The sequence below is a fragment of the Bacillus sp. 204(2023) genome (genome assembly GCF_037027505.1).
GTDB classification, from domain to species: domain Bacteria; phylum Bacillota; class Bacilli; order Bacillales; family Bacillaceae; genus Bacillus; species Bacillus subtilis.
The window spans coordinates 421,858-446,340 of record NZ_JAXCHE010000003.1; the positions used below are offsets into that span (position 1 = coordinate 421,858).

The window sequence follows — 24,483 nt, forward strand, 5'->3', positions numbered from 1 at the left end:
TAAGGGACTAGGTTGAAGGGAAGGTTTGATAACATGCTGCACAATCCAACTGGAAAAGAACGCTTGGCACTAGCGTTTCTGCTCGGCATGCTTGCTATATTGGGCCCGCTTAATATAGATATGTATTTGCCAAGTTTTCCTGAAATCGCGGAAGATTTATCAGCAAGTGCTTCACTCGTTCAGTTAAGTTTAACAGCCTGTCTGGTCGGGCTTACGATCGGCCAGCTGATTGTCGGGCCGGTCAGCGATGCGCAGGGAAGACGAAAACCGCTATTAATCTGTATTTTTTTATTTGCGTTATCTTCTCTGTTTTGTGCACTGTCGCCCAATATAACAACTTTAGTGGCTGCGCGTTTTTTACAGGGCTTCACTGCTTCTGCAGGGCTTGTGCTGTCTCGCGCAATTGTCCGCGATGTGTTTACCGGAAGAGAGCTTTCTAAATTTTTCTCGCTGTTAATGGTCATTACCGCGGTGGCGCCAATGGTTGCGCCTATGACAGGCGGTGCCATTTTGCTTTTGCCGTTCGCAACGTGGCATACAATTTTTCACGTTCTCATGATCATCGGATTTTTACTAGTCCTTCTGATTGCATTGAGGTTAAAAGAAACGCTTCCGCCGGAAAAACGGATTCCAAGCTCAATCGGAACATCCGTCATAACGATGGGCAGCCTGCTGAAGGACCGGTCCTTTATGGGGTACGCGTTAACTGTCGGATTTATTCACGGGGGAAGCTTTGCATATGTGTCTGGTACGCCTTTTGTATACCAGGATATCTACGGGGTGTCTCCGCAGGTATTTAGTATTCTTTTTGGCATTAACGGGCTGGCGATTATATCGGGCAGCTTTATCATCGGACGCTTTGGCGGAATCATTCATGAAAAAAGCCTGCTTCGTATAGCGGTCATTACGGCTATGATTGCGACGGCTGTGCTATTAAGCATGACCATGATTCACGGTCCTCTTGCTACATTAGTCATAGCCATTTTCATTTACATGATTACGATTGGCATGGTTCTGACCAGCACGTTTACCTTGGCCATGGAAAGGCAGGGGCATCGCGCCGGAAGTGCAAGTGCGCTGCTTGGAATGCTTCCGCTGCTCCTCGGTTCAATCGTGTCACCGCTTGTAGGCATTAATGAGACAACAGCCGTTCCGATGGGAGCCATCATGTTTGTGACAGCTGTCATCGGCTCACTGGCGTTTTTTGGATTAACGAAAGAACGAGTAGGGCAGAATTCATAAAAAAACCTGACATGACGTCAGGTTTTTTGTTTTATTTAGAGTAACAACAGCAGGCCTGCAATCGCCGGAGTCAAAAAGATGGCTGATTTCAAAACCACCTTTGGCATGAGGTTGGTGAATTTCGCGCCTACATAGGCACCGCACATTGTCCCGACCAGAACTTTGACAAGCAAAACGTAATCAACAAAACCTTCTGTGATATATCCGATGCCTCCACCTACAGCCAGAGGGATGATCACAAGCATCGTCGTTCCGACAGAATGGCGAATGGACAGATTCAGCATAATCATTAAACCGATTTGAATAAAAGGTGCCGATCCGATGCCGAATGTGCCGGAAAGAACGCCGGCTGCAATTCCTAAGATGATCGCTCTCGTATACGTTGAAAGAGTGCTTTGATTCACTTGAGCCTTCTCTTTTAAAATAAATAATCTGATTAAAATGAGAATTGCTGATAAAAATAACATTCCAGCCGTCAAATAATGAAGCAAATCAGCCGGAATAAAAGATGTCAGCTTGGCGCCGAAAAATGAGCCAACCGCAGCAAAGCCTCCGACTATTAAGCCGATTTTCATTTGAATGTTGCCCTCGCGATAGTGGCTGTATGCCCCTGATAAGCTTGTAAAAGCCATGCCAGCAAGCGAAGTGCCTAAAGCCGTATGAATAGGGATATGGAAAAGAAGCGTTAAAAGGGCAATGACAAAGCCGGCTCCACCGGCGCCAATAAAGCCTAAAATAATTCCGAGAAGAAACATAACAAGAATAATGAGCATATTTTTTCCTCCATTGAAAAGATGTAAAAATGTAATCGTGCGCTATTCTGGCGGAGGTATGGTGTCCTATTGACGACGAAAAACACGCCGTTTTTTCAGTTGCCAGTAGTCCGTCGACCGTCGTTCAGCAAACATATCGTACCTCAAATTCTGGGATCTGACAAGGCAGTTTGTTGCTTCCCATTACCATCTGTTATATGATTTTGATGAAGAAAAGCCCTTGAATATATTCAAAAGAGGTATTATATATGGACGATTTTAAATTAGATAAGCCGACTCCCTACTACCTGCAATTTTATAACCAGCTAAAAAAAATGATCTTCAACGGGACTTTTAAGCCTGGGGAACGGATAAACGAAACACAGCTGGCGAAAAGCTTTGGCGTCAGCCGCTCTCCGATAAGGGAAGCCATGCGATTGCTTGAGAAAGACGGGTTGTTAAAAGCGGATGACCGAAATGGGTTTTCGATCACGTCATTAACGGCAAAAGATGTAGATGAGATTTATAAAATCAGAATTCCGCTGGAGCAGCTGGCAGTCGAATTAGTCATAGACGAAGCGGACGAAGAAGAGCTGACCATACTCGAAAAACAGCTTGAAGAAACAGAGAAGGCGATTCACAACGGCACGGAAGATACGGAAATCATTCGTTTAAACCAAAAATTTCATGAGCTGCTGGTTGATTTCAGCCATAACAGACATTTGAAAAATTTGCTTGAGCATGTAAATGACCTGATTCATTTTTGCAGAATCCTTAATTATACCGGCGACCACCGTGCAGAAACGATACTGAGTGAGCACCGCAGGATATTTGAAGAAGTGAAAAAGAAAAACAAAGAAGCAGCCAAACAGTATGTGCTGGCTCATTTCAACCATGATTGTGAGCATTTGAAGCATGTGCTTGAAGAAGGAAAAGAGAATTGATTTCTATGATCCGGTACCAAGGGGGAGCAGAACCCTTGGTATTTTTTTATGTATTCACCACATATCTAAGAGGCCCCGTTAATAAGATTTTATGATGGTTTGACTAACGAATAATGGGGGTTAAACATGTTTATCCATATCGTCGGGCCTGGTGATTCTTTGTTTTCGATAGGCAGAAGATACGGTGCTTCTGTTGATCAAATACGGGGTGTGAATGGTTTAGATGAAACGAATATCGTGCCGGGGCAGGCTCTGCTTATCCCTCTTTATGTATATACAGTCCAGCCGGGAGATACGCTTACCGCCATTGCAGCTAAAGCGTTTGTGCCATTAGAGCGACTGCGGGCCGCCAATCCGGGCATCAGCCCAAATGCTTTACAAGCGGGAGCAAAAATAACGATTCCTTCGATCTCAAATTACATTGCGGGGACATTGAGTTTTTACGTGCTCCGAAATCCTGACCTCGATCGGGAATTAATCAATGATTATGCGCCATACTCGTCTTCGATTTCGATTTTCGAATACCATTTTGCACCGAACGGCGACATTGCAAACCAATTGAATGATGCGGCTGCTATTGAGACAACTTGGCAAAGACGGGTGACGCCGCTTGCGACCATAACAAACCTTACATCAACAGGATTCAGTACAGAACTCGTTCACCAAGTCCTGAACAACCCGACAGCGAGAACCAATCTGGTCAACAATATTTATTACTTAGTTTCCACAAGGGGATATGGCGGTGTGACAATCGATTTTGAAAAGGTGAGCGCCGAGGATCGTGACCTTTTCACTGGTTTTTTGCGTCAGCTGAGAGATCGCCTTCAGGCGGGAGGATATGTGCTGACGATAGCTGTTCCGGCAAAAACAAGCGATAATATTCCCTGGCTGAGAGGCTACGATTACGGGGGGATAGGAGCGGTTGTCAATTATATGTTTATCATGGCTTATGATTGGCATCATGCCGGAAGTGAGCCGGGTCCTGTAGCGCCGATTACTGAAATAAGGAGAACCATTGAGTTTACGATTGCGCAGGTGCCGAGCAGAAAAATCATTATCGGAGTCCCGCTCTACGGGTACGACTGGATCATCCCGTACCAGCCGGGCACAGTTGCTTCAGCGATTTCAAATCAAAATGCAATCGAAAGAGCGATGAGGTACCAAGCCCCGATACAATATTCAGCCGAATATCAATCACCGTTTTTCCGGTACAGTGATCGGCAGGGGCGGACGCATGAGGTATGGTTTGAGGATGTCAGGAGCATGAGCCGGAAGATGCAGACCGTCCGCGAATACAGATTGCAGGCTATTGGCGCTTGGCAGTTAACGCTGGGCTTTACACCGGGCCCATGGCTTCTGCGGAAATTTTTTACGATCAGAAAAGTGTAAAAAAAGACACCAGAGCTGGGGTGTCTTTTTTTTGATTAAGTCCAGAGCAGCAGAATAGTTCATTCATTTGTACCTTGCATGGGTTGTGTTCCCATTTTACGATTAGTAGTAGTCTGATCAAACAAAGAGTCAGAATACGATTTGAGAGGGAGTTGTCTACATGAAGACAGTATTGATTTTGAATTTTCCTGCGGAAGGCCATGTGAATCCTACCTTAGGCATTACAAAAGCGTTTTCCGATAAGGGATATGATGTCCATTATATATCCACTGAAAAATATAAAAAACGATTAGAAGCAACGGGAGCAACGGTCCATCTTCACCGGGATCTGCTGCGAACAACACCTATTCATGTCGGTTCGCCCAATGGCATTCTTGATTTCGTGAAAATCCATATCAAAACGTCATTGGACATTTTACAGATTGTCAAAGACTTATCTAAGAGCATTCAATTTGATTTTGTTTATTATGATAAATTCGGCGCGGGGGAATTGGTAAGGGATTACTTAGATATTCCAGGAGTCTCTTCATCGGCGTCTTTCTTGTTTGGCGAGGAGCACCTGAAAATCCTGCCGCTGCATCCGGAGTCTGGAGCGCCGCTTGAATTGGATCAAGAGTGCGAAGACCTTTTGGCAAAAATGAAAGAAACGTACGGTGTTGCCCCGAAAAACCTGGTTCAATTCATGAACAATAAAGGGGAATTGAATGTGGTGTATACGAGCCGTTATTTTCAGCCTGAAAGCGATCGTTTCGGGGATGAATATCTGTTTATCGGTCCCAGCTTTCCAAAAAGAGCGGAAAAAACAGATTTCCCGATAGAACAGCTAAAAGGTGAAAAGGTCATTTATATTTCAATGGGGACTGTATTAGACGAAACAGAAGAGTTTTTCAACTTATGTATAGATGCATTTTCTGATGTCAAAGGCAAGGTCGTGATAGCTGCGGGAGAAAAAGCTGATCTGACAAAATTAAAGCAAGCGCCTGAGAACTTTATCATTGCTTCGTATGTGCCTCAATTGGAAGTGCTGGAACAATCAGATGTTTTCATCACTCACGGGGGAATGAACAGTGTAAATGAAGGCATTCATTTTAACGTTCCGTTAGTTGTAATGCCGCACGATAAGGACCAACCAATGGTGGCCCAGCGGCTGACTGAATTACAAGCCGGTTATACAGTATCTAAAGACCATGTAACCGCGCAGTCATTAAAACATGCAGTGGAAGAAGTGTTGAATAACGATCGATATATAGAAGGGATTCAAAAAATCAATCAAAGCTTTCATAATTGCATGAATATGGAAGAGGCAATGGAGCGGATCGATCAATTTATAGAGCAGAGAAAATAAACAGCAAAAAATACCTTCGCATGAAATAAGAAAAAAGAGTGAGATGAAAACGGTCTCACTCTTTTTTACTGATAGAGTCTTATTGGCATTGTGGAGATAACCGGAGCCATTTTGCGGATCATCGGTTTTGGCAAAAGGATGATATATGTAAGGGCTCATTTTCAGAGGGAGACGGCAACAGAAGGAATACTTTCGATTAATTCACACTCAAAATCATTTTTCATATTATGAATAAGCGTATGGAAAGTGCAGTTATAAAAGGATGTGAATAGAAACTATGTCTTGGAAATCGTCACATAGGTGCCCTTACTGTGGATCTAACTCTTCAAGCCCCAGTTGTAGAGTGGGCCCCAAAAAAAATCATGAGCCTAAACATTCATGTATGTGCTGCTGTTGCGTAAGGGTAGCAAGAGGGCCGCAGGGACCACGCGGATTACGCGGTATTCCAGGCAGTATTGGAGCCACAGGACCACAAGGACCACAAGGACCACCGGGGCTGCCAGGGCTGCCCGGAGCAACAGGGGCCACAGGACCACCAGGCCTGGCCGGGGCTACGGGAGCCACAGGACCACCAGGCCTGGCCGGAGCTACGGGAGCCACAGGACCACCAGGGCCGGCCGGAGCCACAGGAGTCACGGGAGCCACAGGAGACGCCGGACCACCAGGGCTGGCCGGATCCACGGGAGCCACGGGAGCGACAGGAGCTACGGGGGCCACGGGGGCCACAGGGGATGCCGGACCAGCCGGAGCGACAGGAGCCACAGGGGACGCCGGACCAGCCGGAGCCACGGGAGCGACGGGAGCCACAGGACCACCAGGGCCGACCGGAGTAACAGGAGTCACGGGAGCCACAGGAGACGCCGGACCAGCCGGAGCCACCGGAGCGACGGGAGCCGCGGGAGCTACAGGGGACGTCGGACCAGCCGGAGCCACCGGAGCGACGGGAGCCACAGGAGCAACCGGGAACGCCGGACCAGCCGGAGGCACAGGGGCCACAGGAGCTACAGGGGACGCCGGACCAGCCGGAGCCACAGGAGCCACGGGGGCCACAGGAGCCACAGGGGCCACCGGAGCCACCGGAGCCACCGGCACAGGAGCAGCTGGGTTATCCGAATACGGGTATATATATAACTTAAGCGCTCAAACGGTAGCTATAGAGGCTGATGTCATTTTTGATTCAACAGGGATAACCACCCCAGGAATTACACATGCTCCCGGAACTTCTCAAATTGCAATTACCACTCCGGGAGACTATGAGGTCACTTTTTCTGTTTCGGGAGTAGAACCTAACCAATTCACACTATTTTTAAATGGTGCGCCGATTACGAATACAGTCTACGGTTCGGGTGCAGGTACTCAGCAAAACAATGGTCAGGCTATAATAGCCATAGCAGCTGGCGATGTTCTAACTCTTCGAAATCATACGTCCGCTGCCGCAGTGACTCTGCAGACTTTGGCAGGAGGGACACAAACTAACGTAAACGCTTCAATTGTAATTAAAAAATTAGACTAACAATCAGCACTGTGTCATGAACAAACAAAAAGTACTCTATTGATTTTACTAGTACTTAATACTTCAACAGTGCTTTTTTTTGATCTTGTTTATGTTAATCATACAAACGATCCAAGTCCTTTTTATCTCAGGTATTTATTTTGTATGGGGAGAAGAAAAAAATACTGAATTTCATAACTCACTGATAGACTTTTATCACTATAGCAAAGAAAAAGAAGTTCGATTTACTTTATTTCCTTCAAGTGATAACTGGGATAGGGTGCGTAAAACACTAAAAATCGGTATTGTAGAAATGAGAAGATATACCTTTTCTTTTAATCGCTTAAACAGGGTTTACAGCATCTAAAGATTGCACTATAAAAAGAATTGACGAAGAAATGACTACAAACAGCTCAACTAAACGTTTTGGATATGCCATCACCAAGATAGGATAGTGAAGTTAACAATTTAGCATCGATAAGAACAGCTCCAAAGTTAGGGCTTGATGAACAGATGAATTATTCTATTTTCGCCCAAAAAAATAAGATCGTATCTGTTTAACTTCACCGATAAAAAAACCTTCCATGTTGGAAGGCAATCGTTAAAATTCAATTTTGATCTTTTTAGAATTACTGATCTTCTTATGGTTTTGGTCAAAAACGTCACTTGTTGTAATTTCAATCCACTTGATCTCTTTTTTCTTCTTATCAGCTGATTGTTCATCATGAGCATGGCCGCTTGATGCGTTTACAATAAAACCGAGATTTCCGGACTTTTCGGCTCCGCCTTCCAATTCGCCATTTAACTCTTCAAGATAAATATCTTTGTTCCAATCAAAAGTTTCCCCTGTATTTGTTTTCATCAAGGCAATCGGCGCAACATTTACTTTCTTTGAAGATGTGTTCTTGATGTCAACAAAGACCTTAACAAAATCAAACTCTTCATCGTGTGTTAACACATGAAAGTAATCAATCATGCTGTAGTCTGGGCGCAAGTGGATCAGCTTCATTTCTTTTACTGTTAACTCCACGTCGCTAATCTTATATGTTTGATTCACTTGCTTGATATCCTTTAAAGCAGCTTTTCCCTTGTCATCAGAAAACGTTTGGCCCACCTTCAGCAATGACCGGTCATCGGTTACTTGGGAATTAGGCTGGTAGTCATCTATGCTGTCTTTTTGAGATGATGTGCTTTGCGGTGTAGCTTTTACCGCTTGCTCTCCGCCAGCACTTTGTTTTTCTGTATTGGTGTTCGATGAGCAGCCCGCGAGCACGACGATAAAAACGAAGATCGAAAGAATTCCTCTCATGATGATTCCTCCATTAAAAAGAGATCCCGTTACTTCATACAAGCAACGGGACACCTTGTATTCTTTTACTTATCGTTAATCTTAATGTTGTATTGTAAAGCCTTGAAGACATTTTTGGCGATTTCTGTATTGTCGATTTGGCCGGCAAATGTCTCACTAGACGGACCGTATGCATAGACGGGAACATCTTCACCGGTATGTCCGCCTGTTGTCCATCCAGTGTGAGAGCGTTTATTAAAGATGTTCTCGATTGCGTTATCGATATCCAGTACTTCCTTCGATTTTGCCGCTTCTTCAACAGATTGAATTTCGGCTTTTGTTAAAGCCAATTTTTTTTGATCGATATATGTTTTCAACGTTTTTTCAACATCCGCGCCGTCAGCGATCTTTTCTGCCATAAAGTCTGGTGTGCGTTTTGCGGCTTTAATGGGTTCACTGAACCAATTGTAGATGCCGTCCGCACCGATGGAATATCCGCCGGTTGAGTGGTCAGCCGTTGCGACAACCAATGTGTGCTTGTCTTTTTTAGCGAAATCAATAGCCGCCTTATAAGCTTGTTCGAAGTCTTCCATCTCGCTCATGGCGCCGACGATATCATTGTCATGGCCCGCCCAGTCAATTTGGCTGCCTTCCACCATGAGGAAGAATCCGTCTTTATCCTTGTTTAATTTTTTTATGGCTGTGTTTGTCATGTCTTTAAGTGATGGAACATCCTTCGTCCGGTCAATCTTTTTAGGCAGGCCGCCGTCAGCGAATAGGCCGAGAACTTGGCTGTCTTTGTTTTTCAGCATGTCCTTGCGGTTATCCACATAGCTGTATCCCGCTTTTTTGAATTCCTTGATCAAATTACGGTCCTTACGGTCAAAATTGCTCTTTCCTCCGCCTAGAAGGACATCAATTTTGTGCTTGCCGTTGACCATCTCATCAAAATAATCATCAGCAATCGAGTTCATATTTTTTCGGCTGTGGTCATGTGAACCGAAAGAGGCCGGAGTAGCGTGTGTAATTTCAGAAGTGGCCACAAGTCCTGTTGCTTTTCCTTTTTCCTTCGCCGCTTCAAGTACCGTTTTGGCTTCTGACCCGTCGTTATCAACGGCTATGGCATTATTGTATGTTTTAATTCCCGCAGACATAGCCGTTGCCGCCGCTGCAGAATCCGTTACATTTTGTTCTGGATCATCGGGGTAAGTTGTTTGCTGGCCGACAAGATACTGATCAAAAGCCGTAGGCTCCACAACTTTTGTCTTTTTATTATCCTTTAAGTATCGATAAGCGGACGTATAAGACACACCCATACCATCACCAATCAGAACAATAACATTTTTAATTTCGTCTTGGTTTCCCTTTTTCTTTTCCTGGGCGCTGGCTTCAGGCACACTGCCGCTGGCTAAGCTGCTGAACGCAATTGATGATAAAACCGCGATAGGCAGTAATTTCTTCGGGAATTTTTTCAACTGGATAACCTCCTAAATATAGATGAATCTCAATGACAACCCAATTATATTTTTAAACTGTTAAGCTAGTATTAATGGATTTTAAAGATTGGATTTACAAGAATAATGAACTGGCACCCTTAAATAATGGTTATTCTTTTATGAGAAGTTTTAGAAGGAAAGAGCTATAGTACTAAAGAAATAAATTGGAGGAATAGATACTGGCCGTGGATAGGCGGACTGAAATCTGCTATAGTCGCATAGAAGCAACCCGCTTACATCTTGAACAATTTTAAGTATTACGTTGGAAAGAGGTATTGAGTAAGCACATGTCTGAGCAATTCATATGGAGTGGCATCATTTTATTTTAGGAGGGAACAACATGGACGTTTTTTCTGAGTATTTAGCGGGGATTGATGACCCGTTCCACCGAGAAAGAACGGATGAGGTGTTGACTTGGATAATAAATAAATATCCAAATTTACATACAGAAATAAAATGGAACCAGCCGATGTTTACGGATCACGGTACATTTATTATTGGCTTTAGTGTTTCTAAAAAGCATTTAGCTGTCGCTCCTGAAAAAGTAACGATAGCGCACGTAGAGGATGATATTGTGAAGGCCGGATATGATTACACCGAGCAGCTGATACGTATCCCTTGGAACGGTCCAGTTGATTACACGCTACTTGAGAACATGATTGAGTTTAATATTCGGGATAAGGCAGACTGCTCCACTTTTTGGCGGAAATGAAGAAAAAGGCATAACATATGAGCTGTATAAAATATGTTATGCCTTTTCATTTGTCTATTTTTCGTTTTGATCATCTATTGCTGCTTTTCTTCAAACAAGGTCTTTTCATTGAGCGTAAGCTGGCTCGCAGAATAATGATTACCTTGTTTCCATTTCACTTCAATCGTAATATCATGGCCTTCAAGCTCATGTCCATCTAACCGCTCTAAAAAAGAAACGGACTTTTCTTTTGCGCTTCCATCAGAAAAAGTGCCTCCAGCATAATCATGCATCGGGATTTCCGTGTCAGAACTCAGCAGAACTTCATCATCCTTTTTTACAATCAGTGATTCCAAATAAGTGTTGTCTGTTTCAATTGTATCACCGATCCAATAAAGTTTACCGCTGTATTCATTCGGTGCATCTTCATTTTTTTTGAAAACAGCTTCCCAATTCTGGTCTTTGCTTTCTCCCTGCCAATTCGGATACTCCAAACGAACATGATGAATCAGGTGATAGGAAAAAAAGATCAAGCAGAAAGCGATTAATAGGAATGCCGTGAAAATGAGAGGATATTTATAATGACTGGACATAAAAGACTCCTATTCGTTTAATCAATTACCTTCGAAAATAGAATTTCATCCCGAATCAAAATGCCGTTTTCAGCCACCTCGGGAATCTCCGGCTTGAGTCGGCGCGCTTTTTCAACTGCGTTCGGAAACACTTCGGCGAATTGATAGCCTCTCTTTTGATAAAACGCCATCGCATGTACATTATCATTCGTTGTGATAAGCTTTATTCGTTGACAATGTGCATGTTTAGCCGTCTCTTCAACCTGCTGAAGTAAAGCTGTGCCGATTCCTTTATTTTCAATCATACTATCTAATGAAATAATTTCACAATCTTTCCCATCTATCAAGTATGTAATACAACCGATGATTTCGTCACTCTCATTTACAACGGCATAGCCATCTAATTCATCACACCGAAAAATGCCGCTGGAAATCGCCATCTCGGGTGTACTCCAATGCTTGGCAAAAAAATCGGTCAACATATGTTTCGCTATCTCATTGTTTGGGATGATGATCATCGTAACACTCCTCTATTGAAAGATTGCATATGTACTATCAATATAAACAATATATAACAAAAAAAATAGATGTTGAGGTGACGGCATGGAAATCAGCGATGTTATTTACGGGCATCACCATATAGATGGAGTGCTGGAAGAGCTTATCAAAAGCGCTCCTGTGCAAAGATTAAAAGGAATCTATCAAGGCGGAGCAAGCTTTTTAGTCAATCGAAAGTGGAATGTGACTAGGTATGAGCACTCCATCGGCGTAATGCTCCTGATCAAAAAGCTCGGAGGAACGATAGAAGAACAGATTGCAGGTCTTCTCCACGACGTATCACACACAGCTTTTTCTCATGTGGTCGACGTTGTCTTTGAAAATCAAGCAGAAGACTATCATGAAAACATCTTTCAACAAGTCATTGTTCACTCTGAAATCCCGGACATTTTACAAAAACACGGCTATCATACTGAAGAACTTTTATCTGACGATTCAAGGTGGACATTGCTCGAACAGCCCGCACCGGAGCTGTGTGCTGATCGGACAGACTATACGCTGCGTGATATGTACCGATATGGACACATTAGCCTGCACGAAGCGCAAACCTTTTTGGATCATCTTATTGTGAGAAACGGAAGGATGTTTCCTGATAGTATTGAAGCCGCCGAATGGTTTGTCAGTGTGTACTACAAGGAAGTGATTGATTTCTTTTTGAATCCTGTGAATGTATATGGATATGAATATTTAGCGCGAGCATTGAAGGCAGCGCTGCGGCAAGATGTCATATCCGCAGAGGACCTCCTGAAAACAGACCAAGAGGTACTGAACATCCTGCGTGCATCAAAAAATGAAGAAGTCCTGAGCTTGCTTACATCTATTCATCCCGGCATACAAGTAATAGAAGATGACATCCAGTACGATTTCCATCAAAAGAAGAAAATGCGCCTAATCGATCCATCCATTTTTCTTGATGGCGAATGGATCAAATCCTCAGATGCTTCTGAAAAGGTGAGGAAAATGGGTGAGGCCGCTTATCAAAAAGCAAAAAAAGGTGTGTATATAAAAATCTTAAATCAGTAATTGCCGCCTGACAGCGGCTTTTTTTCATGTTTGGCTTTGCAAACAAAGGGGAATAGGACAAACTGCGGGAACGCTTTATGAGAATATCAGCGTATTTACATACCGTTCGGGGGTATAGTATTATCGAGAGGGCATGTTTTCATTATCTGCGGGCAAAAGTTACAGGAAAAAAATGAAGCAAAGGAGAATGAACATGAAAATCTCTAAAAATGCACTGGGAATTCTGATGTTATCTCTTGTTTTAGTTTTATCAGCATGCGGCAATAACAACAGTACGAAACAAAGCACACATGACAATCATTCAGACTCCTCAACACATGAAGAGATGGACCATTCTGGATCAGCTGACGTTCCAGAGGGATTACAGGAATCTAAAAATCCGAAATACAAAGTAGGCAGCCAGGTAACCATCAATACTTCCCATATGAAAGGCATGAAAGGTGCCGAAGCTACGGTAACAGGCGCCTATGATACAACGGCGTATGTTGTTTCTTATACTCCGACTAATGGGGGACAGCGTGTGGATCATCACAAATGGGTGATCCAAGAAGAAATCAAAGATGCTGGAGATAAAACGTTACAGCCCGGAGATCAGGTGATTTTAGAGGCTTCTCATATGAAAGGCATGAAAGGAGCAACAGCCGAGATCGATTCCGCGGAAAAAACAACTGTATACATGGTTGACTATACATCGACAACGAGCGGCGAAAAAGTGAAAAACCACAAATGGGTCACAGAAGATGAGCTTTCAGCTAAATAATAAAAAATCCTCCTTTTACAAGGAGGATTTTTTTGCTGTCTGAACAGGTCTTGTTAAAGAAATGAAAGCAAACAGGACAGCGATGATCACAATCGATCCGCCGCACCATGCTGTTGACACCACAGTACCCGTCTGATCCAAAACAACACCGCCAATGGCTGAGCCAAGGGCAATTCCGACTTGGAGGGCCGATGTGTTAAAGCTTTGCTGAATGTCAGACGAATCAGGTGCAATTTCAATTAAATAGCTTTGCTGAGCTGGGGCGAGGCTCCAGCTCAGAAGACCCCAAATCACCATGACAGGCAAAAAGAAAATCATAGACGATGTAGACAGCGGCAGTAAGAACATAATGATGGCAAAGGAACCGGTCACCAGCAAAATGCTCTTAAAGGAACCAAGCCGGTCAGATAGCGCTCCTCCGAAAGGGCCTCCGCATACAGCAGATATCCCGAAAAGGAAATAACAAATGCTGACCCAGAAAGAGCTCAGGTGAAGAGTCTCTTCTAAAAACGGCGCAAAGTAAGCGTATAGCGTGTAGTGGCCAGCTAATGTAAACATCGTGACGAGGTGTGAACTCGCGATTTTCAGATTACCGATCGTCTTGAGTTGTTCCCGGAAAGGAATCATTTTCTCCGCTGGTATTCTTTCAAAGAAGATTGAAATAATCAGCATGGAGATCAGCGCCAACAGGCCGATGCCAAGGAATAAAATCCGCCACCCGAAGGAATCGCTGATTAAGATTCCGAGCGGCACGCCTAATGCGATAGCAGAGCTGAATCCCATAAAAATAATTCCGATTGCGCGGGCTCTGTATTCAGGCGCTACAATTTTCGGGGCAATTGTTAAAGAAAGCACAACAATCAGCCCTGTACTCATTGCTGCCAATACCCTAGATACCATCAGTGTTGCGAAATTAGGGCTGAAATAGGCGACAAGATTGCTAAGGAAGAAAACAAATAAAGCAATTAAATATAAGCGCTTCCGCTCAATCTTCGCAGTCAATGCCAAAAGCAGCGGCCCAGATACTGCATATCCCAGCGCAAACACACTGATCAGCTGTCCGGCTGAAACAATGGAAATGTCTAAATCATTTGCGATCTGAGGAAGAATTCCCCCCACAATTAACTCAACCAATCCGACTGCAATCGTAGAAGCTGCAAGCAGGAAAACTTTGAAATTCATAACAAACTCCTTTACTTAAATGTTTTGATAAATAAAAAAAATCCTGATTACAAAAAATGTCATAAACAAATTTTGTAATCAGGATTTTACGGTTCCTGGTAGACACCCTCAAACCATATTATTGAGGTTATACAAGTGATAATAGCTATTTAATTGATTCGTTTCCGTTGATGAGTGTACCACATTATGAATGAATCTTCCATAGAAAAATTTACAAAGTGATGAACCGGACAAGTGTATGATTATATTTATTTTATAAAAGTATAGACATTTAAAAATAAATGACTATAATAATCCATGTAAGCGTTTTAATCACAAGGGGGGATAGCAGTTGAAAAAAATATTACTCGCATGCAGTTCAGGAATGTCTACCAGTTTATTGGTGACAAAAATGAAGGAATACGCACAGTCTATCGGTGAGGAAGCAGAGATTTGGGCTGTTGGCCAAGATAAGGCAAAAGAAGACATGAGAAAAGCAGATGCCGTTTTGATTGGTCCGCAAATGAGCTTTCTGAAAAGCGAGCTCCAAAAAGAAGCAGATCAATACAACATTCAAGTTGAAGTCATTGACATGATGGCCTACGGAATGGCAGATGGGAAAAAAGCGTATGAGCAGGCATTGTCCTTAATGGTGAATCAATAATGGAACAGGTGAAAATCACGAATTTAACAGACGAGCAAATCAGTTTTCAGCTAATCCTGCACAGCGGAAATGCCCGCAGCTGCATCATACAATCACTGCGCAGCTATAAAGAAGGGAACAAGGACGAGGCTGATGCCCTCATTGCCAAGGCGGAGCAGGATTTATCCGCGGCCCATGACATTCACTTTCAAATGATACAAAAGGAATCCGGCGGAGAAGCACAAGCTTTCTCATTGCTGCTTATGCATGCAGAGGATCATCTGATGTCAACATTATCCATGAAAGAATTAGTGAAAGAGATGCTTGATCTCTTTAAAACCAAGAATCTATAAATAATCGGGGTGGATAGGGTGTTCGAGAAAATCAGCCAATTCCTTGTTCCAATTGCAGGGAGGTTAAACAATAATCGTTATTTGCAAGTGCTGCGTGATGCATTTATGCTGGCTTTCCCGCTGACGATATTCGGGTCCATTTTTGTCGTGTTAACGAATTTGCCGTTTCTAAACAAAATCATGAACGCCTCAATGCTTACATCGTTTCAGTCTCATTTCGGCATTGCCTCCACGGCGACAATGGGCATTATGTCTGTCTTTGTTGTGTTCGGGATAGGCTATTACCTGTCAAAAAGCTATCAGGTCGAAGCTGTATTTGGCGGAGCGATCGCTTTGGTTTCCTTTTTGCTCTTAACGCCATTTATCATTCAGCCAGAAACAGGAGATGCCATTACAGGGGTTATCCCGGTCGACCGTCTCGGTGCAAAAGGGATGTTTCTTGGGATGATTACGGCATTTCTTTCTGGCGAAATCTACAGAAGAATCGTTCAAAAAAACCTGACAATCAAAATGCCAGCCGGCGTTCCGCCTGCTGTAGCAAAATCATTCGCCGCACTTATTCCGGCTTTTATCACATTGACCGTATTTTTGCTGATTAACGTAATGGTGACTCTGTTTTTTAAAACAAATATGCACGACGTCATTTATCACGCGATTCAGGCTCCGCTTGTCGGACTTGGAAGCGGTATCATCCCGACTCTGATTGCCGTGTTTTTCATTCAAATTCTTTGGTTTTTCGGACTGCATGGACAGATCATTATCAACTCCGTGATGGACCCGATTTGGAATACACTGCAGGTAGAAAACCTTTCTGCTTACACGGCGGGAAAAGAAATCCCTCATATTATTTCAAAACCGTTTATGGAGATTTATACAGTAGGGATGGGCGGAACCGGGATGACGCTTGCGATTGTGTTTACCATTCTCATATTCATGAAAAGCAGGCAGATGAAGCAAGTATCAAAACTTGGCCTCGCTCCCGGTATTTTTAACGTCAACGAACCGATTATCTTCGGGCTTCCGATTGTCATGAATCCGATCATTATTGTGCCTTGGGTGCTGGCGCCGATGGTTGTTACGCTCGTCACCTATTTGGCCATGTCGGCGGGGCTCGTTCCGCCTCCGACTGGTGTGACGGTGCCGTGGACGGTTCCATTATTCATTAATGGCATCATGGCGACGAACTCGATCATGGGGGGCGTGATGCAGCTTATCAATCTGCTGATTGTCTTCGTGATTTGGTTTCCGTTTCTAAAAGCAATGGATAAATTAAATCTGGCAAAAGAAAAAGAACAGGCTGTACAGGAAACAGCTGCTCAGCAAAATGATAACAGCATAAAAATGTGACATAAGGGGAGAGAGACTTGGCACAAACAGAACAATATCGTTTTCCAAAGGATTTTTGGTGGGGATCATCCGCTTCAGCAACACAAACGGAGGGTGCCGCCGACAGAGACGGAAAAGGCCAGAATATATGGGATTATTGGTTTGAAAAAGAACCGCATCGTTTTTTTGACCATGTCGGACCCGCAGCCACATCCCAATTTTACGACAATTATAAAGAAGATATCAGGCTGATGAAGGAGCTTGGCCACAACTCGTTCCGGATGTCGATTTCCTGGTCACGTTTAATACCAAACGGAACGGGCGAGATCAACGATAAAGCCGCAAATTTCTATAACAATGTCATTGATGAGCTGATCGCTAACGGAATTGAACCATTTGTCAATTTGTTTCATTTCGATATGCCGATGGCGCTTCAAAAAATCGGCGGCTGGGTCAACAGAGAGACGGTTGACGCGTATGAAAACTATGCAAGAACTTGCTTCCGTTTGTATGGCGGACGGGTGAAAAAATGGTTCACGCATAATGAACCAATCGTTCCCGTAGAAGGCGGATACCTATATGATTTTCATTATCCAAACAAGGTCGACTTTAAAGAGGCTGTCCAAGTTGGATTTCATACGATGCTGTCAAGTGCCCGTGCGATTCAGGTTTACAGGGAGATGGAGCAGGACGGAAAAATCGGAATCATTTTAAATTTGACTCCATCATACCCGAGAAGCAGCCATCCGGCGGATGTGAAAGCCGGGGAAATCGCAGACGCGTTTTTTAACAGATCTTTTTTAGACCCATCTGTCAAAGGCGAATTTCCCAAAGAGCTGGTTGACATTTTGAAGAATGAAGGCTTTATGCCAGATTACAACGCTGAAGATCTTGACATCATCAAAAAGAACACGGTTGACCTGTTGGGAGTGAATTATTACCAGCCGAGACGTGTGAAAGCGAAAGAACATCTTCCGAATCCCGACGCTCCTTTTTTGCCTGACAGGTATTTTGATCCCTACGTCATGCCGGGCCGCAAAATGAATCCGCATCGCGGCTGGGAGATCTATGAAAAAGGCGTTTATGATATTTTGATTAATTTAAAAGAAAACTACGGCAACATCGAGTGTTTTATCTCTGAAAACGGTATGGGGGTTGAAGGTGAAGAGCGATTCAGGGATGAACAAGGCATCATTCAAGATGATTACCGGATTGAATTTATAAAAGAGCACCTCAAATGGATTCACCGCGCCATACAGGAAGGATCAAACGTAAAAGGCTATCACTTATGGACGTTCATGGACAACTGGTCTTGGACAAATGCCTATAAAAACCGATACGGATTTGTATCAGTCAATCTTGAGAAAGACGGAGAAAGAACCGTCAAAAAGAGCGGAAAATGGTTCAAAAAGGTTGCTGAGCATAGCGGTTTCTAGATTTTCCTAAAGGTCAAGATCTTCCGGCAATCATCATAACGAATAGAGATGACGAAAATCCGCAACATTGATGAAATAGGGAAAAGAACTTATGATATCCGTAAAAGCTTATGTGATATCAGACTCTAACAGCTGCCGGAGGATACCAATGAATAAATACGAAATTATTGCAAATGAAATGAGAAATAGAATTAAAAATAACGTATATCCGATCGATCAGCCCATTCCTGATGAAGTATCTCTTGCAAAAGAATTTAACTCAAGCCGCATGACGATGAAGAGAGCCTTGGATAATTTAGTTGCCGAGGGTCTGCTGTTCAGAAAACGAGGCCATGGCACGTTTATTATTCAATCTGCAATACAGGATGACCATGTCCATGTAGTCAGCAATGAGATTCTCGGATTGACCAACTTGCTGAAAGATAAAAAAATCCAAAGCAAGGTCATTCAGTTTGAAGTGCAATTTCCCACTGAGGAAGTGGCCGCCCATTTGTCTATTGATCAGAAAACACCGGTTTATTATGTCGTTCGGCTGCGAATTGTAGAAGGTGAACCCTATGTATTAGAAAAAACATATATGCCGACTCATTTAATACCGGGCATTAATGACGATGTCCTTCATGATTCGATCTACAATCATATTACAAATGTGCTGCAGCTCAAAATCGCCGGAACGCATCGGAAAATCAGAGCCTGCAAATCTGATCATATTGACCAGCAGCATCTGGGCTGTAAACAGGATGATCCAATTCTTGAAGTGGAACATGTGGGCTTCTTAGATACCGGGATTCCATTTGAATATTCCTTTTCACGTCATCGGCATGACAAGTTTGTTGTGACTTCTGTAAACATACGGCGCTGATTGCGGAGACAACAAGGAGGCCATCTGCATGCTTGGCGGTATTGAAGCAGGCGGCACAAAGATTGTTTGTGCTGTCGGTAAGGAAGATGGAACAATCATTGACCGAATAGAATTCCCCACAAAGATGCCGGAAGAAACGATAGAGAAAGTAATTCAATATTTTCGGCAATTTTCATTACAGGCCATCGGCATTGGCTCCTTTGGTCCCGTTGATAACGATAAAACCAGTCAAACATACGGTACCATTATGGCCACGCCGAAAGCGGGCTGGAGACACTACCCCTTTTTGCAAACCGTTAAGAACGAAATGAAAATCCCAGTCGGATTTAGTACAGATGTCAACGCTGCGGCGCTGGGTGAATTCCTTTTCGGTGAAGCGAAGGGGCTCGACAGCTGCCTGTATATAACGATTGGGACTGGCATAGGCGCGGGCGCAATTGTAGGGGGCAGGCTCCTTCAGGGGCTGTCGCACCCAGAGATGGGCCATATTTATATCCGGAGGCACCCGGATGACGCATACCAAGGGAAGTGTCCTTATCATGGAGATTGCTTTGAAGGCTTGGCTTCCGGTCCCGCCATTGAAGCGCGCTGGGGAAAAAAAGCCGCGGATTTATCAGATATAGCACAAGTCTGGGAACTGGAAGGGTACTATATTGCCCAAGCACTGGCTCAGTATATTTTGATCCTTGCACCTAAAAAAATCATTCTTGGCGGCGGCGTCATGCAACAGAAACAAGTGTTTTCTTATATCTATCAATATGTACCAAAAATCATGAACAGCTACTTAGATTTTTCTGAATTGTCAGATGATATAAGTAATTATATTGTACCTCCACGTTTAGGCAGTAACGCCGGAATCATCGGCACGCTAGTTTTGGCGCATCAGGCCTTACAAGCAGAGGCAGCATCCGGGGAGGTGCGATCATGACGCATCCTTTATTTTTAGAGCCTGTCTTTAAAGAAAGACTATGGGGAGGGACGAAGCTTCGTGACGCTTTTGGCTACGCAATACCCTCACAAAAAACAGGTGAGTGCTGGGCCGTTTCTGCACATGCCCATGGCCCGTCGGCTGTAAAAAATGGGTTGCTGGCAGGAAAGACACTAGATCAAGTATGGCAAGATCATCCAGAGATTTTCGGTTTTCCAGATAGGAAGGTGTTTCCGCTGCTGGTAAAGCTGCTGGACGCCAATATGGATCTCTCCGTGCAAGTCCATCCTGATGATGATTATGCAAAACTGCACGAAAATGGCGACCTTGGTAAAACGGAGTGTTGGTATATCATTGATTGCAAAGATGACGCCGAACTAATTTTGGGACATCATGCAAGCACAAAGGAAGAGTTCAAACAACGAATAGAAAGCGGTGATTGGAACGGTCTGCTGAGGCGAATCAAAATCAAGCCCGGAGATTTCTTTTATGTGCCAAGCGGTACACTCCATGCTTTATGTGAGGGAACCCTTGTCCTTGAAATCCAGCAAAACTCTGATACAACGTATCGCGTATACGATTATGACCGCTGTAATGACCAGGGCCAAAAAAGAACTCTTCATATAGAAAAAGCCATGGAAGTTATAACGATACCGCATATCGATAAAGTGCATACACCGGAAGTAAAAGAAGTTGGTAACGCTGAGATCATTGTTTATGTGCAATCAGATTATTTCTCAGTGTACAAATGGAAGATTAGCGGCCGAGCTGCTTTTCCTTCACATCAAACCTATTTGCTGGGGAGTGTTCTGAGCGGATCAGGACGAATCATAAATAATGGTATTCAGTATGAATGCAATGCAGGCTCACACTTTGTCTTGCCTGCGCATTTTGGCGAGTTTTCAATAGAAGGAACATGTGAATTCATGATATCTCATCCTTAATGAATGGGGGAGTTGCATTTGTTTAAGAAACATACGATCTCTTTGCTCATTATATTTTTACTTGCGTCTGCTGTTTTAGCAAAACCAATTGAAGCGCATACTGTGTCGCCTGTGAATCCTAATGCCCAGCAGACAACAAAAGCAGTGATGAACTGGCTTGCACACCTGCCGAACCGAACGGAAAACAGAGTCCTTTCCGGAGCGTTCGGAGGTTACAGTCATGACACATTTTCTATGGCTGAGGCTGATAGAATCCGAAGCGCCACCGGGCAATCGCCTGCTATTTACGGCTGCGATTATGCCAGAGGGTGGCTTGAAACAGCTAAAATTGAAGATTCAATAGATGTAAGCTGCAACGGTGATTTAATTTCGTATTGGAAAAATGGCGGAATTCCGCAAATTAGTTTGCACCTGGCGAACCCTGCTTTTCAGTCAGGGCATTTTAAAACACCGATTACAAACGATCAGTATAAAAAAATACTAGATTCTTCAACAGCAGAAGGAAAGCGGCTAAATGCCATGTTCAGCAAAATTGCTGACGGACTTCAAGAGCTGGAGAACCAAGGTGTGCCTGTTCTGTTCAGGCCGCTGCATGAAATGAACGGCGAATGGTTTTGGTGGGGACTTACATCATATAACCAAAAGGATAATGAAAGAATCTCTCTATATAAACAGCTCTACAAGAAAATCTATCATTATATGACCGACACAAGAGGACTTGATCATTTGATTTGGGTTTACTCTCCCGACGCCAACCGAGATTTTAAAACTGATTTTTACCCGGGCGCGTCTTACGTGGATATTGTCGGATTAGATGCGTATTTTCAAGATGCCTACTCGATCAATGGATACGATCAGCTAACAACGCTTAATAAACCATTTGCTTTTACAGAAGTCGGCCCGCAAACAGCAAACGGCAGCTTCGATTACAGCCTGTTCATCAATGCAATAAAACAAAAATATCCTAAAACCATTTACTTTCTGGCATGGAATGATGAATGGAGCCCAGCAGTAAACAAGGGTGCTTCAGCTTTATATCATGACAGCTGGACACTCAACAAGGGAGAAATATGGAATGGTGATTCTTTAACGCCAATCGTTGAATGAATCAGTAATGTACAATAAGAAGGTGCTCAAGAAGTTTCTTGAGCACCTTCCCACTGGATTAAGCATTCATATCGCCTAACCCAGGACTGTGTTCATTCGGTATTTCAGGAAGCACTGGTACGGGAAACCCTGCCGGAGGATCTATTACTTGTAACTCTCCGCCATTTCGGCTTGGAGATTTCCCTTGATAGATTTCACTGATTCTCGTTTCATCCAACCTAAAGTTAAACTGTGCATTATGGTAGCCTAATTCGACATACTTTCTGCACTCAGGATATTTATTAATGTCATAATTTGGCACAGGGAGCAGCTTCGCCCATTCAACGCCCAATGTCTCGAGCGCTTTCGCGAATGCATTCTGGTGAGCATTGTCGCGTACAATCAGAAAAGCAAGTGTTTCGCGGAACGTCTGATTAGAGCTCATTTCATAAATTCTTGTTTTTTGCAGCACACCTGTCGACTCAAGAAGCAGGTTATCCAGCAGGTCAGTAATTAAGTTTCCGTGGTTATACACCCATGACCCGTTCCACGGATTGCCCCCTGCATCAACAGGAAGGGAACTTTGCGCTCCAATAATATAATGATGAGGATTAGCATGTTTAACCGCTTCATCAAGTGGCGCTTGATCTGTACCTTGACTGCCGACACCTTCACCGCCTGATTCATCTAATAAAGCATTGATTGTGTTTTGAACCAGTTCAACGTGGGCAATCTCCTCTAAAAAAATGCCGCGAAGCAGATCGCGATACTGTTTCTGCTTTCCTCTGAAATTAGAGCTTTGGAAAAAAAACTGCATCATTGTACGCATTTCTCCGTAATGACCGCCTAATATCTCCTGCAGGACCTTAGCAGCTGCCGGGTCTGGCTTGTCCGGTTTAATGATATTAATCAGTTCCTCTTTGTAGTAATACATAACACGCCTCATTTCTTCTTAAGAGATTTTCTTATATTATTTGTAAGATGAGATAAAATATATACATGAGAAGGGGTGAAAGAAGAGAATAAAAAATACAGAAAAAGTGTTGACCAAATAAAACAGGCATGGTATATTATTAAACGTCGCTGATGAACAGCGTGAAACAAAACGAAAAACAAAAAAAGTTTTTCTAAGGTGTTTACAAGATTTTAAAAATGTGTATAATAAGAAAAGTCGAATTGAAAAAGATTCGAAAAAACATTTTAAAAAAACTTCTTGACTTCACCATCAAATGATAGTATGATAGTTAAGTCGCTTGATAAGCGCCCGTAGCTCAATTGGATAGAGCGTTTGACTACGGATCAAAAGGTTAGGGGTTCGACTCCTCTCGGGCGCGCCATTTAAGATACCACGCGGGTGTAGTTTAGTGGTAAAACCTCAGCCTTCCAAGCTGATGTCGTGAGTTCGATTCTCATCACCCGCTCCATTATTGAATGATCTTTGAAAACTAAACAAGACAAAACGTACCTGTTAATTCATTTTTAAAAATCGCACAGCGATGTGCGTAGTCAGTCAAACTAGGGCCTGCACGACGCAGGTCACACAGGTGTCGCCGCAGATGCGGTGAACTTAACCTGTGATCCATTTATCGGAGAGTTTGATCCTGGCTCAGGACGAACGCTGGCGGCGTGCCTAATACATGCAAGTCGAGCGGACAGATGGGAGCTTGCTCCCTGATGTTAGCGGCGGACGGGTGAGTAACACGTGGGTAACCTGCCTGTAAGACTGGGATAACTCCGGGAAACCGGAGCTAATACCGGATGGTTGTTTGAACCGCATGGTTCAAACATAAAAGGTGGCTTCGGCTACCACTTACAGATGGACCCGCGGCGCATTAGCTAGTTGGTGAGGTAACGGCTCACCAAGGCGACGATGCGTAGCCGACCTGAGAGGGTGATCGGCCACACTGGGACTGAGACACGGCCCAGACTCCTACGGGAGGCAGCAGTAGGGAATCTTCCGCAATGGACGAAAGTCTGACGGAGCAACGCCGCGTGAGTGATGAAGGTTTTCGGATCGTAAAGCTCTGTTGTTAGGGAAGAACAAGTACCGTTCGAATAGGGCGGTACCTTGACGGTACCTAACCAGAAAGCCACGGCTAACTACGTGCCAGCAGCCGCGGTAATACGTAGGTGGCAAGCGTTGTCCGGAATTATTGGGCGTAAAGGGCTCGCAGGCGGTTTCTTAAGTCTGA

At 43.8% G+C, this 24,483-nt stretch carries 23 protein-coding genes, 2 tRNA genes, 1 rRNA gene and 1 riboswitch; of the genes, 19 read left to right on the forward strand and 7 right to left on the reverse strand.

What is annotated here, in order from left to right; all coding sequences use genetic code 11:
* Positions 1 to 33: 33 nt before the first annotated feature.
* The gene (locus tag WA279_RS09435) at positions 34 to 1,242 is read left to right on the forward strand and encodes a Bcr/CflA family efflux MFS transporter (RefSeq protein WP_336155187.1); all 1,209 of its coding nucleotides are present in this window, start codon (positions 34 to 36) and stop codon (positions 1,240 to 1,242) included.
* Between the two features lie 35 nt (positions 1,243 to 1,277).
* Here WA279_RS09435 and WA279_RS09440 read toward each other — a convergent pair whose 3' ends face one another.
* Positions 1,278 to 2,015 (reverse strand): sulfite exporter TauE/SafE family protein, encoded by a 738-nt coding sequence (locus WA279_RS09440; protein WP_335388955.1) that lies wholly within the window; start codon positions 2,013 to 2,015, stop codon positions 1,278 to 1,280.
* A 248-nt stretch (positions 2,016 to 2,263) separates the two neighbouring features.
* On the opposite strand from WA279_RS09440, the gene WA279_RS09445 reads away from it, so the two are divergent.
* From WA279_RS09445 to WA279_RS09460, 4 genes are all read left to right on the forward strand, one after another.
* Positions 2,264 to 2,938, forward strand: coding sequence for a GntR family transcriptional regulator (locus tag WA279_RS09445; RefSeq protein WP_336155188.1), 675 nt, complete (start codon positions 2,264 to 2,266; stop codon positions 2,936 to 2,938).
* A gap of 126 nt (positions 2,939 to 3,064) precedes the next feature.
* Entirely contained in the window at positions 3,065 to 4,327 is a 1,263-nt protein-coding gene (locus WA279_RS09450; protein WP_336155190.1) for a glycoside hydrolase family 18 protein, read from the forward strand.
* A 160-nt stretch (positions 4,328 to 4,487) separates the two neighbouring features.
* On the forward strand, positions 4,488 to 5,672 hold the full coding sequence (locus WA279_RS09455; protein ID WP_251187159.1) for a glycosyltransferase: 1,185 nt from the start codon (positions 4,488 to 4,490) through the stop codon (positions 5,670 to 5,672).
* A 382-nt stretch (positions 5,673 to 6,054) separates the two neighbouring features.
* Positions 6,055 to 7,185, forward strand: coding sequence for a BclA C-terminal domain-containing protein (locus tag WA279_RS09460; RefSeq protein WP_336155193.1), 1,131 nt, complete (start codon positions 6,055 to 6,057; stop codon positions 7,183 to 7,185).
* A gap of 580 nt (positions 7,186 to 7,765) precedes the next feature.
* On the opposite strand, the gene WA279_RS09465 is transcribed toward WA279_RS09460, so the two are convergent.
* Both WA279_RS09465 and phoB read right to left on the reverse strand, forming a co-directional pair.
* Positions 7,766 to 8,473 (reverse strand): DUF4352 domain-containing protein, encoded by a 708-nt coding sequence (locus WA279_RS09465; RefSeq protein WP_336155195.1) that lies wholly within the window; start codon positions 8,471 to 8,473, stop codon positions 7,766 to 7,768.
* 65 nt (positions 8,474 to 8,538) lie between these two features.
* Positions 8,539 to 9,927: an alkaline phosphatase PhoB gene (gene phoB / locus WA279_RS09470; protein WP_326228453.1), complete on the reverse strand. Its 1,389-nt coding sequence runs from the start codon at positions 9,925 to 9,927 to the stop codon at positions 8,539 to 8,541.
* A 361-nt stretch (positions 9,928 to 10,288) separates the two neighbouring features.
* Here phoB and fra point away from each other — a divergent pair, with 361 nt between their 5' ends.
* Complete coding sequence (fra, locus tag WA279_RS09475; RefSeq protein WP_251187156.1) at positions 10,289 to 10,660, forward strand: iron chaperone frataxin; 372 nt, start codon at positions 10,289 to 10,291, stop codon at positions 10,658 to 10,660.
* A 74-nt stretch (positions 10,661 to 10,734) separates the two neighbouring features.
* On the opposite strand, the gene WA279_RS09480 is transcribed toward fra, so the two are convergent.
* Positions 10,735 to 11,232 (reverse strand): YdhH/YoaO family protein, encoded by a 498-nt coding sequence (locus WA279_RS09480; RefSeq protein WP_251187155.1) that lies wholly within the window; start codon positions 11,230 to 11,232, stop codon positions 10,735 to 10,737.
* Positions 11,233 to 11,249: 17 nt separating this feature from the next.
* On the reverse strand, positions 11,250 to 11,729 hold the full coding sequence (locus WA279_RS09485) for a GNAT family N-acetyltransferase (protein WP_336155199.1): 480 nt from the start codon (positions 11,727 to 11,729) through the stop codon (positions 11,250 to 11,252).
* An 85-nt stretch (positions 11,730 to 11,814) separates the two neighbouring features.
* Between WA279_RS09485 and WA279_RS09490 the strand changes: the two genes are divergently transcribed.
* Both WA279_RS09490 and WA279_RS09495 read left to right on the forward strand, forming a co-directional pair.
* Positions 11,815 to 12,792 carry an HD domain-containing protein gene (locus WA279_RS09490; RefSeq protein ID WP_336155200.1) on the forward strand — a complete coding sequence of 326 codons (978 nt, stop codon included), beginning with the start codon at positions 11,815 to 11,817 and terminating at the stop codon, positions 12,790 to 12,792.
* A 133-nt stretch (positions 12,793 to 12,925) separates the two neighbouring features.
* Positions 12,926 to 13,552, forward strand: a complete 627-nt coding sequence (locus WA279_RS09495; RefSeq protein WP_077671242.1) for a YdhK family protein — start codon at positions 12,926 to 12,928, stop codon at positions 13,550 to 13,552.
* Positions 13,553 to 13,567: 15 nt separating this feature from the next.
* Here WA279_RS09495 and pbuE read toward each other — a convergent pair whose 3' ends face one another.
* Positions 13,568 to 14,734: a purine transporter PbuE gene (gene pbuE, locus WA279_RS09500; protein ID WP_003234105.1), complete on the reverse strand. Its 1,167-nt coding sequence runs from the start codon at positions 14,732 to 14,734 to the stop codon at positions 13,568 to 13,570.
* Positions 14,735 to 14,789: 55 nt separating this feature from the next.
* Positions 14,790 to 14,889: riboswitch (purine riboswitch) on the reverse strand.
* Positions 14,890 to 15,065: 176 nt separating this feature from the next.
* Here pbuE and WA279_RS09505 point away from each other — a divergent pair.
* From WA279_RS09505 to gmuG, 8 genes are all read left to right on the forward strand, one after another.
* Positions 15,066 to 15,377: a PTS sugar transporter subunit IIB gene (locus tag WA279_RS09505; RefSeq protein WP_003242472.1), complete on the forward strand. Its 312-nt coding sequence runs from the start codon at positions 15,066 to 15,068 to the stop codon at positions 15,375 to 15,377.
* Positions 15,377 to 15,709 (forward strand): PTS lactose/cellobiose transporter subunit IIA, encoded by a 333-nt coding sequence (locus tag WA279_RS09510; protein ID WP_049140474.1) that lies wholly within the window; start codon positions 15,377 to 15,379, stop codon positions 15,707 to 15,709. Before WA279_RS09505 ends, WA279_RS09510 begins: the two co-directional genes overlap by 1 nt.
* Positions 15,710 to 15,727: 18 nt before the next feature.
* Positions 15,728 to 17,056 (forward strand): PTS cellobiose transporter subunit IIC, encoded by a 1,329-nt coding sequence (celB, locus tag WA279_RS09515; RefSeq protein ID WP_003244271.1) that lies wholly within the window; start codon positions 15,728 to 15,730, stop codon positions 17,054 to 17,056.
* A 17-nt stretch (positions 17,057 to 17,073) separates the two neighbouring features.
* Positions 17,074 to 18,471, forward strand: coding sequence for a 6-phospho-beta-glucosidase GmuD (gene gmuD, locus WA279_RS09520; RefSeq protein ID WP_336155204.1), 1,398 nt, complete (start codon positions 17,074 to 17,076; stop codon positions 18,469 to 18,471).
* 148 nt (positions 18,472 to 18,619) lie between these two features.
* A complete protein-coding gene (gene gmuR / locus WA279_RS09525) occupies positions 18,620 to 19,333 on the forward strand; it encodes a transcriptional regulator GmuR (protein WP_015715336.1) in 714 nt (237 codons plus the stop codon).
* 28 nt (positions 19,334 to 19,361) lie between these two features.
* Complete coding sequence (gene gmuE / locus WA279_RS09530) at positions 19,362 to 20,261, forward strand: fructokinase GmuE (RefSeq protein ID WP_336155205.1); 900 nt, start codon at positions 19,362 to 19,364, stop codon at positions 20,259 to 20,261.
* Positions 20,258 to 21,205, forward strand: a complete 948-nt coding sequence (gene manA / locus WA279_RS09535) for a mannose-6-phosphate isomerase, class I (RefSeq protein WP_336155207.1) — start codon at positions 20,258 to 20,260, stop codon at positions 21,203 to 21,205. The genes gmuE and manA overlap by 4 nt, the downstream gene beginning before the upstream one ends.
* An 18-nt stretch (positions 21,206 to 21,223) precedes the next feature.
* Positions 21,224 to 22,312: a mannan endo-1,4-beta-mannosidase gene (gmuG, locus tag WA279_RS09540; protein ID WP_336155209.1), complete on the forward strand. Its 1,089-nt coding sequence runs from the start codon at positions 21,224 to 21,226 to the stop codon at positions 22,310 to 22,312.
* Between the two features lie 58 nt (positions 22,313 to 22,370).
* Here the strand turns inward: gmuG and WA279_RS09545 are convergent, their stop codons facing one another.
* Positions 22,371 to 23,225: a manganese catalase family protein gene (locus tag WA279_RS09545; protein WP_024573398.1), complete on the reverse strand. Its 855-nt coding sequence runs from the start codon at positions 23,223 to 23,225 to the stop codon at positions 22,371 to 22,373.
* Positions 23,226 to 23,551: 326 nt separating this feature from the next.
* On the opposite strand from WA279_RS09545, the gene WA279_RS09550 reads away from it, so the two are divergent.
* The 3 genes from WA279_RS09550 to WA279_RS09560 form a co-directional block, all read left to right on the forward strand.
* A tRNA-Arg gene (locus WA279_RS09550) sits at positions 23,552 to 23,628 on the forward strand.
* Between the two features lie 13 nt (positions 23,629 to 23,641).
* Positions 23,642 to 23,715: transfer RNA gene (locus WA279_RS09555), tRNA-Gly, on the forward strand.
* Between the two features lie 159 nt (positions 23,716 to 23,874).
* A 16S ribosomal RNA gene (locus tag WA279_RS09560) occupies positions 23,875 to 24,483 on the forward strand; the annotation flags it as partial.

What these genes read in the sequence shown, in the direction of transcription:
- gmuE (WP_336155205.1), top strand. Translation starts at nt 19,362, where the DNA reads ATGCTTGGCGGTATTGAAGCAGGCGGCACAAAGATTGTTTGTGCTGTC.
- WA279_RS09480 (WP_251187155.1), bottom strand. Translation starts at nt 11,232, where the DNA reads ATGTCCAGTCATTATAAATATCCTCTCATTTTCACGGCATTCCTATTA.
- WA279_RS09490 (WP_336155200.1), top strand. Translation starts at nt 11,815, where the DNA reads ATGGAAATCAGCGATGTTATTTACGGGCATCACCATATAGATGGAGTG.
- WA279_RS09445 (WP_336155188.1), top strand. Translation starts at nt 2,264, where the DNA reads ATGGACGATTTTAAATTAGATAAGCCGACTCCCTACTACCTGCAATTT.
- WA279_RS09455 (WP_251187159.1), top strand. Translation starts at nt 4,488, where the DNA reads ATGAAGACAGTATTGATTTTGAATTTTCCTGCGGAAGGCCATGTGAAT.
- WA279_RS09440 (WP_335388955.1), bottom strand. Translation starts at nt 2,015, where the DNA reads ATGCTCATTATTCTTGTTATGTTTCTTCTCGGAATTATTTTAGGCTTT.
- pbuE (WP_003234105.1), bottom strand. Translation starts at nt 14,734, where the DNA reads ATGAATTTCAAAGTTTTCCTGCTTGCAGCTTCTACGATTGCAGTCGGA.
- WA279_RS09495 (WP_077671242.1), top strand. Translation starts at nt 12,926, where the DNA reads ATGTTTTCATTATCTGCGGGCAAAAGTTACAGGAAAAAAATGAAGCAA.
- WA279_RS09460 (WP_336155193.1), top strand. Translation starts at nt 6,055, where the DNA reads ATGTGCTGCTGTTGCGTAAGGGTAGCAAGAGGGCCGCAGGGACCACGC.
- fra (WP_251187156.1), top strand. Translation starts at nt 10,289, where the DNA reads ATGGACGTTTTTTCTGAGTATTTAGCGGGGATTGATGACCCGTTCCAC.
- WA279_RS09465 (WP_336155195.1), bottom strand. Translation starts at nt 8,473, where the DNA reads ATGAGAGGAATTCTTTCGATCTTCGTTTTTATCGTCGTGCTCGCGGGC.
- gmuR (WP_015715336.1), top strand. Translation starts at nt 18,620, where the DNA reads ATGAATAAATACGAAATTATTGCAAATGAAATGAGAAATAGAATTAAA.
- WA279_RS09510 (WP_049140474.1), top strand. Translation starts at nt 15,377, where the DNA reads ATGGAACAGGTGAAAATCACGAATTTAACAGACGAGCAAATCAGTTTT.
- WA279_RS09435 (WP_336155187.1), top strand. Translation starts at nt 34, where the DNA reads ATGCTGCACAATCCAACTGGAAAAGAACGCTTGGCACTAGCGTTTCTG.
- WA279_RS09485 (WP_336155199.1), bottom strand. Translation starts at nt 11,729, where the DNA reads ATGATCATCATCCCAAACAATGAGATAGCGAAACATATGTTGACCGAT.
- WA279_RS09450 (WP_336155190.1), top strand. Translation starts at nt 3,065, where the DNA reads ATGTTTATCCATATCGTCGGGCCTGGTGATTCTTTGTTTTCGATAGGC.
- manA (WP_336155207.1), top strand. Translation starts at nt 20,258, where the DNA reads ATGACGCATCCTTTATTTTTAGAGCCTGTCTTTAAAGAAAGACTATGG.
- WA279_RS09545 (WP_024573398.1), bottom strand. Translation starts at nt 23,225, where the DNA reads ATGTATTACTACAAAGAGGAACTGATTAATATCATTAAACCGGACAAG.